Consider the following 6,660-nt stretch of genomic DNA (forward strand, 5'->3'; position numbering starts at 1 on the left):
TTCCTATCCCACTTCCCGCAAGATAAAATCGTGCAGCATCTTGGCTGCCGGCGACAGCACGCGGTTCTTCACCGTGATCAGGCTGTAGGGGCGGACCTCGATGTCGAACTCGGTCTGGACGACATCGATGGCGCCGGCGAGACCGTCGGGGTTCTGGATGAATTTTGCCACCTGGATCGACACCGGGGCGATGGCGTCGGACTGCGCCACCATGACCAGTGTGAGCAGCAGCGACGAGGTGTTGAGGATGCGGTCCGGCAGGGCGATGTTGCGGTTCAGGAAATTGCTCTCCATCGCCTGGCGCAGCGGCGACCCGCCCGACTGGAACACCCAGTCAAAGGCGGCGGTGTCCTCCAGCCGCACCGCCTTCCCATTGTTTAGAGGATGGCCGTTGCTCAGCGGGTGGCCTCGGCGCACGATCAGGCAGGCCTTCTCGACGCCGATGACGCGCGATTCGAACAGGCGCGGATTGAGGTCTTCGGGGACACGGGCTATGATGAAATCATGGCGCGTGGCGATCAGTTCGCGCGCCAGCACATTCGACGTCTCGACCTGCATGGTAATCTCGATGCGCGGATAGAGGCGGCGTATCTCGCGGATCGCCGGGACCGCCAGTTCGATCGCCGGCGCCGTCACCGCGCCAAGGAACACCGAGCCTCCTTTGCCGGCCTTGAGCTCCGATATTTCGCGGTCGGCCTCGCGCATTTCGAGCAGGATCGAGCGCGCGCGCCGGGCCAGCGCCTTGCCGTAAGGGGTGAGTGTGATGCCGCGCGGCAGCCTTTCGCAGAGCTTCACCTCGAGCACCGCTTCCATCTCGGAAATCATGCGCGAGGCCGCCGGCTGCGAGATGTTCATCACCTGGGCCGCCGCGCTCACCCGACCGTGATCGTCGAGTGCTGCGATCATGCGCATGTGACGCAGGCTCAAGCCACTGCGCAGAAGTGTCTCGCCATCGCCCGGCAATTCATCGTAACCGCTTGAAATTCCCTGAGGACCTCGTAAAGCCGCCATGCCTTTTCCCGCATCCGCCACTGTTCCAACCGGCCTGGTCATATACCGGTTTTGGTATAGCAACCACCGAAGATCGCATTTGACAGTTATGGCAAAGGGTCACACTTTCGCGCGTCCTCAAGACTTGACGGTCGATGACGAGCAAAATCGTATCGATTTAAATCTGAGGGCCGATTGGGAGGATACCGGAGATCGATTATGACGGCGGCGGCGCTTTGGCGCATCCGCCCGACTGCGCGGCCCGCGAAGCCCCGAGGTGTCGCGTCCATCAACCAGGGAGAGTTTTACGTGAAAATCATCAAGACACTGGCCGCCGTCGCGGCCCTTGGCATCGCTGCCATGACCTACTCGGCGCATGCAGCCGACAAGGGTCTTGTCGGCGTGCTGATGCCGACCAAGACCTCGCAGCGCTGGATCAATGACGGCGATGCCGTCAAGTCCCAGCTCGAAGCTCTCGGCTACACGGTCGACCTGCAGTACGCGCAGGACGACATCCCCAACCAGCTCAGCCAGCTGGAAAACGAAATCACCAAGGGCCCGAAGGCGCTGATCATCGCTTCGATCGACGGCACGACCCTGTCGGACGCGCTGCAGAAGGCCGCTGACGCCGGCGTCGTCGTCGTCGCCTATGACCGCCTGATCAAGAAGACCGCCAATGTCGATTACTACACCACCTTCGACAATTTCGGCGTCGGCGTGATCCAGGCGAACTCGCTGGTCAAGGGCCTCAAGGAGCGCTTCCCGAACACCAAGCCGTGGAACGTCGAACTGTTCGGCGGCTCGCCGGACGACAACAACGCCTTCTTCTTCTACAACGGCGCAATCTCGGTGCTGCAGCCGCTGATCGATGACGGCTCGATCAAGATCAAGTCCGGCCAGACCGGCATGGACAAGGTCGGCACGCTGCGCTGGCTCGCCGCCACCGCCCAGGCGCGCATGGACAACCTGCTGTCGGCCAACTACTCGGACGGCAGCCGCGTCGATGGCGTTCTTTCGCCCTATGACGGCCTGTCGCGCGGCATCACCGCTTCGCTGCGCGCCGTGGGTTACGGCACCGACGCCCAGCCGTGGCCGATCGTGACCGGCCAGGACGCCGAGACTGCTTCGGTCAAGCTGATCATCACGGGCGAGCAATACTCGACCGTGTTCAAGGACACCCGCGAACTGGCCAAGGCCACCGTCGAACTCGTCGACAAGGTGCTCTCGGGCGGCAAGCCGGACGGCCTCGATGAAAAGACCTACAACAACGACGTCAAGGTCGTCCCCTCGATCCTTTTGACGCCGCATGAGGTCGACAAGTCGAACTACCAGGCACTGGTCGTCGACTCCGGCTACATCAAGGCCGACGAACTGAAGTAATCCGTTTATAAAGACAGGGGTCCTGCGCGACGCAGGACCCCTTTCCGTTCACAAGCGACCCCGGTATTGTTTCTACCGGACTTAGTTTGCGTGCATGTCGTTGTCTCAAACCGCAAGCACTTTGGAGCGACATGCAACAGGAGGAGCTTGCCCTGATGACGACGATTTTGGAGATGCGCGACATCACCAAGACCTTCCCCGGCGTGAAGGCGCTGTCGAACGTCAACCTCAGCGTCGAAGAAGGCGAGATCCACGCCGTGGTTGGCGAGAACGGCGCCGGCAAGTCGACGCTGATGAAAGTTCTGTCGGGCGTCTATCCCGTCGGCACATATGACGGCCAGATCATTTTTCAGGGTCAGGAATGCCAGTTCAAAGGTATCCATGACAGCGAACACAAGGGCATCGTCATCATCCACCAGGAGCTAGCGCTGGTGCCGATGCTGTCGATCACCGAAAATATCTTCCTCGGCAACGAAAACGCCCGATACGGCGTCATCGACTGGGATGCCAACGAGGCGCGCACCGCTGCCCTGTTGAAGAAGGTGGACCTCAAGGAAGACCCCAAGACACTGATCACCAATATCGGCGTCGGCAAGCAGCAGCTGGTCGAGATCGCCAAGGCGCTGAGCAAGGACGTCAAGCTTTTGATTCTCGACGAGCCGACCGCGTCGCTCAGCGAGAAAGACAGCCAGGCGCTGCTCGACCTTCTGCTCGAATTCAAGCGGCAAGGCATGACCTCGATCCTGATCTCGCACAAGCTCAACGAGATCAACCGGGTCGCCGACAAGGTAACCGTCATCCGTGACGGGCGCACCATCGAGACGCTGGCCAAGAAGGATATCTCCGAAGACCGCATCATCACCTCGATGGTCGGCCGTTCGCTAGACGACCGCTATCCGCCGCGCGAGCCCAAGATCGGCGAAGTCGTGTTCGAGGTGAAGAACTGGTCGGTCTATCACCCGCTCCATGCCGAGCGGCAGGTGATCAAGGGCATCGACATCAATGTGCGCAAGGGCGAGGTGGTCGGCATCGCCGGGCTGATGGGCGCCGGCCGCACCGAATTCGCCATGAGCCTGTTCGGCCGCTCCTATGGCCGCCGCATCACCGGCGAAGTGCTGCTCAAGGGCAAGCCGGTCGATGTCTCCTCGGTAAGCAAGGCGGTCCAACATGGCATCGCCTATGTCACCGAGGACCGCAAAACCTACGGCCTCAACCTCATCGACCATATCAAGCATAACATTACGCTGGCCAATCTCGACGGCGTGTCGCGCCACAGCGTGATCGACGACATGCGCGAACTTGCGGTCGCCAACGACTATCGCAAGAAGACCAATATCCGTGCGTCAAGCGTCTATCAGATGACCGGCAATCTTTCCGGCGGCAACCAGCAGAAGGTGGTGCTGTCGAAATGGCTGTTTGCCGATCCTGACGTGCTGATCCTCGACGAGCCGACACGCGGCATCGATGTCGGCGCCAAGTATGAAATCTACACGATCATCGCGCGCCTTGCCTCGGAGGGTAAGGCGATCGTGGTCATCTCGTCGGAAATGCCGGAATTGCTAGGGATTACCGACCGCATCTACGTCATGAACGAAGGGCGCATGGTGGGCGAAATGCCGGCGGCGGAAGCAAGCCAGGAAAAGATAATGCGCGCCATCGTCCGGGGAGAAGGAAAAGCAGCATGAGCACCGAAAGCGCCCCCGCCCCGCAGGGCAACGTCGCTGACGAACAGCGCCCGCGCATCGCCGTCTCGGCGCTGGCGACGAATTTGCGCGAATACGGACTGATCATAGCCCTGATCGTCATCATGCTGTTCTTCCAGTTCACCACGTCGGGGACGTTGTTCAAGCCGGTCAACCTCAGCAATCTGGTGCAGCAGAACTCCTTCATCATCGTGATGGCGCTGGGCATGCTGCTGGTGATCGTATCGGGCTATATCGACCTCAGCGTCGGATCGGTCGCCGGTTTCATTGGCGCGCTGGCGGCAAACATGATGGTCATCTGGCAACTCGGACCGCTGAGCAATCCCCTGGTGGTTTCGATCGTCTGCCTGGTCGCGGGTGGCCTGATCGGCGCCGCGCAAGGGTATTGGATCGCCTATCACCGGATACCGAGCTTCATTGTCACGCTGGCCGGAATGCTGATCTTCCGCGGCATTTGCCAGGCGTTGCTTGGCGGCGGCTCGTCGGTGGGTCCGCTTCCCGACGACTTCAAGATGCTCAGTTCCGGCTTCATCCCGGATGTGATCGGCCCACTGACGCTCGTCCCGCCGGTCGTGAACGCAGCCGGCAAGACCATCATGGGCAGCGGCGTGACCCTGCACATGACGACGGTCGTGCTGGGGCTGATCGCCGTGCTCGCCTATGCCTATTTCGGGGTCCGCACCCGGCGCAAACGAGAACGCCATGGTTATGAGGCCGAGCCCTTCACCCTGTTCGTGGTCAAGACGCTGGTCGCCAGCGCGCTGGCGCTGTTCCTAGTCTATGAGTTTGCCAGCTACCGCGGCCTGCCGGTGGTGCTGCTGGTCATGGGCGTGCTGATCACGCTGTTCGTCTTCGTCACCAAGCGCATGACCATCGGGAGGCGCATCTACGCCATGGGCGGCAATCCCAAGGCGGCGCAGCTGTCGGGCATCAACACCGAGCGGCTGACGCTGATGGTGTTCATCAATATGGGCGTGCTGTCGGCGCTTGGCGGCCTGATCATCGCGGCTCGTCTCGGCCAGGCGGTGCCGGCGGCGGGTCTCGGCTCGGAGCTCGACGTCATCGCCGCAGTGTTCATCGGCGGCGCCTCGGCGATGGGCGGCGTCGGCCAGGTCATCGGGGCAGTCGTCGGCGGCTTCATCATGGGCGTGATGAACAACGGCATGTCGATCATGGGCGTCAATGTCGACTGGCAGCAGGTGGTCAAAGGCCTGGTGCTGCTCGGCGCCGTGATCTTCGACGTCTACAACAAGAACAAGGCCTGACAAGCTTCAGGCGAGGCAAGCAGGAGGCATACGGTCGCGGCGCAGCCGGCAAGTTGTCGGCACAAGAAGTCCCCCGAGGGATGGAGCTCGCGAGCGCAATCCGGACGAAGAGTTCAACCCGTGGCGCGGCGAGGTCCGAGCCGCGCAGGTCAAGGTTTGCCAAGGGGCAACCCGGCCAAGGCACATGAGAGAGGATTTCATCATGCTAATCTCCCAGATCCTCGACGACGCCGAGACCATCCGCGTCGTCGCCCGCAATGGCGGCGGCAAGACCAGGATCATCAACGGCGCCCGCAGCGTCTATTCGCTGGCCATGGAAGCCGCGCGCACCGGAACGGGCCTCGCCGCGCTGATCGAGCGCAAGGGGTTCGGTGAAGCGATAGACCTCGACGCCGTCTACAAGAAGGGCCGGCTGGTGTCGCCGATCAACCATCCCGATCCTGCGCATCTGCATCTGACCGGCACCGGCCTAACCCATCTCGGCTCGGCGGCGACGCGCGATTCCATGCACAAGAAGCTCAGCGATGGCGGCGAGGAGCAGCTTACCGATTCCATGAAGATGTTCCGCATGGGGCTCGAAGGCGGCAAGCCGGCCAAGGGCCAGACCGGCGTGCAGCCGGAATGGTTCTACAAGGGCAACGGCACCATGGCGGTGGCGCCGGGCGCCGCACTGATGTCGCCGGCCTTTGCGCAGGACGCCGGCGAGGAGCCGGAAATCGCCGGCATCTATGTCATCGGCGACGACGGCGCGCCGTTCCGCGTCGGCTTCACGCTGTCGAACGAGTTTTCCGATCATGTTACCGAGCGGGTGAACTATCTGTTTCTGGCACATTCCAAACTGCGCAACGCCTCGTTCGGGCCGGAAATCCTGATCGGCGACCTGCCGGCCGACGTCAGGGGCTCATCGCGAATCTATCGCGACAGCAATTTGCTGTGGGAAAAGCCGTTCCTGTCGGGCGAAGCGAACATGTCGCACACAATCGCCAATCTCGAACATCACCACTTCAAATATTCGGCCTTCCGCCAGCCGGGCGACGTGCATGTGCACATGTTCGGCACGGCGACGCTGTCCTTTGCCGACGGCATCAAGACTCAGGCTGGCGACGTGTTCGAGATCGAGGCCGGGGATTTCGGCCTGCCGCTGCGCAACCCGCTGGAGATTGAGCAGCCGGTGACGGTGGCGGTGAAGGCGCTTTGAGAGCGTAATCTCCCCCCTTGAGGGGGAGATGTCGCCGAAGTGTCCGAACCGGATAGATAGGTAACAGAATGGACCGATAGCATGGGTGACAGTTTTCTTGTCCGCCGGAGGACCGGCGATGGTT

Annotated in this window: 5 protein-coding genes; 4 read left to right on the forward strand and 1 reads right to left on the reverse strand. The window is 61.8% G+C overall.

The window, feature by feature from the left end:
* Nucleotides 1-3: 3 nt before the first annotated feature.
* A complete protein-coding gene (locus tag NKI32_RS28600; protein ID WP_023681942.1) occupies nt 4-1,011 on the reverse strand; it encodes a LysR family transcriptional regulator in 1,008 nt (335 codons plus the stop codon).
* 288 nt (nt 1,012-1,299) lie between these two features.
* Here NKI32_RS28600 and chvE point away from each other — a divergent pair, with 288 nt between their 5' ends.
* From chvE to araD1, 4 genes are all read left to right on the forward strand, one after another.
* On the forward strand, nt 1,300-2,370 hold the full coding sequence (gene chvE, locus NKI32_RS28605; RefSeq protein ID WP_023681943.1) for a multiple monosaccharide ABC transporter substrate-binding protein: 1,071 nt from the start codon (nt 1,300-1,302) through the stop codon (nt 2,368-2,370).
* A gap of 152 nt (nt 2,371-2,522) precedes the next feature.
* On the forward strand, nt 2,523-4,055 hold the full coding sequence (gene mmsA / locus NKI32_RS28610) for a multiple monosaccharide ABC transporter ATP-binding protein (protein ID WP_353004724.1): 1,533 nt from the start codon (nt 2,523-2,525) through the stop codon (nt 4,053-4,055).
* Entirely contained in the window at nt 4,052-5,338 is a 1,287-nt protein-coding gene (gene mmsB, locus NKI32_RS28615) for a multiple monosaccharide ABC transporter permease (protein ID WP_023669637.1), read from the forward strand. The genes mmsA and mmsB overlap by 4 nt, the downstream gene beginning before the upstream one ends.
* A 202-nt stretch (nt 5,339-5,540) precedes the next feature.
* Complete coding sequence (gene araD1 / locus NKI32_RS28620) at nt 5,541-6,536, forward strand: AraD1 family protein (RefSeq protein ID WP_352459172.1); 996 nt, start codon at nt 5,541-5,543, stop codon at nt 6,534-6,536.
* Nucleotides 6,537-6,660: the final 124 nt, after the last annotated feature.

It is taken from the genome of Mesorhizobium sp. M0761, from assembly GCF_040320205.1.
Classification (GTDB): Bacteria; Pseudomonadota; Alphaproteobacteria; order Rhizobiales; family Rhizobiaceae; genus Mesorhizobium.